Source organism: Anaerophilus nitritigenes (assembly GCF_004138215.1).
Classification (GTDB): Bacteria; Bacillota; Clostridia; order Peptostreptococcales; family Thermotaleaceae; genus Anaerophilus; species Anaerophilus nitritogenes.
Genome location: NZ_RYYS01000089.1, coordinates 1 through 2,964 on the forward strand (window position 1 = coordinate 1; position 2,964 = coordinate 2,964).

Below are 2,964 nucleotides of genomic sequence, written 5' to 3' on the forward strand. Positions count from 1 at the left end.
CTTTTTCAAGCTCTGGTGTAAGTAAAAATGTTTTTCTAACTGCATCTTTTGATTTCAACATAAATTTTTCCTCCTGAAAGACCATATGAAAAAGATTCATATATTTGTATGGAGCTTTTTCATATGGTGATTGATTTTATTGTGTATGCTAATAGTATAATCATTATGTGTACATACATACAAGTAGGTTTATGCTTTTACTTTAATTTTTTTTAAATTTTATAAAGAAATACACATATAAAAACAATAGTAAGTCCATAAAGATCTCTCAGAGCCTCCTTAAGGCCTTGTCCTTAGCACTTCATAGAGGTGAGATGTTTTATTGCCACCCCCAGTGCCGTCATTTCGAGGCCTTTTGCAATGTATTTATATTCAATTTTCTCTTTATTTCTTCAATGAATAATCATATATTTTGAAAAAAACGTGAATAATTAACAAAATATTTATATTTCAACGTTTATCCCCATTTTAGATAGTAACACAATTTACATTGTGTTGTGTTGGGCTTTATGCCACATATCCGCCGATTTATTTAAAACATAAGGTTTATAAAAATTTTATGTTAATGACGCTTAAAAGCAGGGAAATATTCCTACTTTTTTTGTGTTTAGATACAGGTATAATAGTTAGCGACAAATCTTAACATTTATTTACAATAATATACTTATATTCATTTTTTTTCAAAAATTCAATAAAAGAGGTTTACATTTTACATCTTCACCCTGTCTTTAATTATTGAATTACTACAACATCCAAGGGGAATGACTACGGAAAAATCTTTATTTGAACAGATTAAAGACGCAAAACGTGGGAATGATGAAGCATTTATAGCAGTTATAGAAAAATTTAGACCAACTATTAAAAAATTTAGTAGACAACTAGGTTATGAAGAAGCTGAAACAGATTTAATCATTGAACTAATCCAAGTTATTAAAAGAACTATATTTGCCGATCTAAAGAAAAAATATGATGGGGCAATCGTAAATTATATTTATCATGCTATGGACAATCGAAAGATCAATTTATTTAAAAAATATGTACAAGGAAAGAAAACAGAAGTTGAACTAAATCTAGATATCATAGCAGATCAAAGTCATTATGAAATAGAAGATGTACTACTTATAAAAAAAGCGCTCAATGATTTACCAATTTTACAAAAGAACATACTTAAAGAGAAATTAATCTATGGTTATGCGGATATAGAGATTGCAAAAAAATATCAAATTTCTAGACAAGCTGTAAATAAAACCAAGAATACAACATTAAAAAATCTTAAAAAAGCTTTGAAAACCCAATGTTTCTCAATAGCTTGATACATAGGAGGTGAGAATATTGGAGGGAGAAATTTTAAGAATACTTTAGAGAATCGTCTATAACCAAAGGCGATTTTTTATTTTATAAAAACTTTTTTAAAAAAGTTTTCAAATGAAGGTTTACATTTAGTAAAAATAACTGTCTTTATTATGTGTAAGACAAAACAACCGGTTGAAGTAGTCTTTTTACAAGATAAAGATCATAAGAGTTATCCTATTAAACTTTAATTTAGTGGAAATTAAATAGATGGTAATAAGTAACTTAGGTAGCAATCGTAGCTTTGATACTTATACGGTGAAGACATGAGGCACTCTATGGTCATAAGCATTGTCATTTAACATGAGAGTAAATGCGCTCATGCAGTTAAATGTTTTGAAGGGTAGTTTGATCTATAAATATCAAGTATTAAGGATTATGTAAAAAAATAAAAAACAAATGAAAAGGAGAGATTTATTATGCCATATCATGATCACGGAGGTAATGGAAATACTACAAAAGATAAATGGACAAAACCTGCATGGTATCATTATGATGAATTAGAAGCAATACAAAAAAAAATTGAGAGAGATGAAATAAATCAATCTTATGCTGCAGCATTATTAGCATCTATATTAGGAGCTGGACTTGCTGTAACATGTTTAAAAGAAGCAGCGGTCGCAATTGGAGGCATGTGGGCAGCATCTACAGTTGGTCTTGGAGAAATAACTGATTATTTCAAAAAAGGAGATGATGCTATAGAACGTTTCTTAAAAAAAGGAAGAAAACTAGATTATTTCTATGTTAAGTTTAAATTAAAAGGTAGGAACAAAGGTAGCAATGGATATTATTGGGAGATTGTAGATATTGAAATGGGAGATTAATTTAACAATCAATTTGAATAAATAAAAAAAGTTTCTCTAATATAAAGAAAAAGACGAATAACATTATTTGTCTTTTTCTTTATTACGTATTTTAACAAGAAAATATAACCCTAATTGAATACTTATAAATCCATAACCACATAGCAAAGAACGATATAAAAAACTATCATTTATAATATGTACCCAGTCACCATTTGCTATACTAATTATAAAAAAAGGGGCCAAAATCAAGATTATCCACATGAAAAATATTAGTGCCCTTAGAAAATTTGTTGTAGTACGTATATGTTTTATTGTTATCACTCCCTATAAGATATATAATTAAATACTAACCATTAGTTTAATGTATGAATAACACTCCCTCATTTTAACATTATATGGTAAATAACGCTATAATTATTTAGATTTCAATTATTCTTCAAATATATGTTTAGATAACAGTTAAGCTCATCTACTCTTTGATCTTTTAAAGCTTTTATTTCGTTTAATCTATCTTCTAAGTCTACTCTTGTTTCCTCTAAGCGATTATTTGCATTAGTTTGTAGCTTATGTATCTACTTTATGTTTGTCCTTTAAATTATTTATAAGGGTGTTAATATTGATACATCTAACAAAGAACTATTATATTTAGATAATAATTAAAAATAAAGAAGCAACTCTTATTTAAGAATCGATTCTTTTGATAATGCTTATATAAAGATCTAAGCTACGTTCAACTTCTACTGCTACCAATTTTATGAAATCTGTATAATCATTAGTACTATTTGCTTTGTCTAATGAATTATAATAA

Annotated in this window: 2 protein-coding genes; both read left to right on the forward strand. The window is 27.4% G+C overall.

The window, feature by feature from the left end; genetic code table 11:
* The first annotated feature begins 761 nt into the window (after nucleotides 1-761).
* Complete coding sequence (locus tag EK368_RS12835; RefSeq protein ID WP_129600328.1) at nucleotides 762-1,313, forward strand: sigma-70 family RNA polymerase sigma factor; 552 nt, start codon at nucleotides 762-764, stop codon at nucleotides 1,311-1,313.
* 456 nt (nucleotides 1,314-1,769) lie between these two features.
* Nucleotides 1,770-2,174, forward strand: a complete 405-nt coding sequence (locus EK368_RS12840) for a hypothetical protein (RefSeq protein ID WP_129600330.1) — start codon at nucleotides 1,770-1,772, stop codon at nucleotides 2,172-2,174.
* Nucleotides 2,175-2,964 lie beyond the last annotated feature (790 nt).

Bases quoted from the DNA above. Each gene is read 5' to 3' on its own strand.
- EK368_RS12840 (WP_129600330.1), top strand. From the start codon at position 1,770: ATGCCATATCATGATCACGGAGGTAATGGAAATACTACAAAAGATAAA.
- EK368_RS12835 (WP_129600328.1), top strand. From the start codon at position 762: ATGACTACGGAAAAATCTTTATTTGAACAGATTAAAGACGCAAAACGT.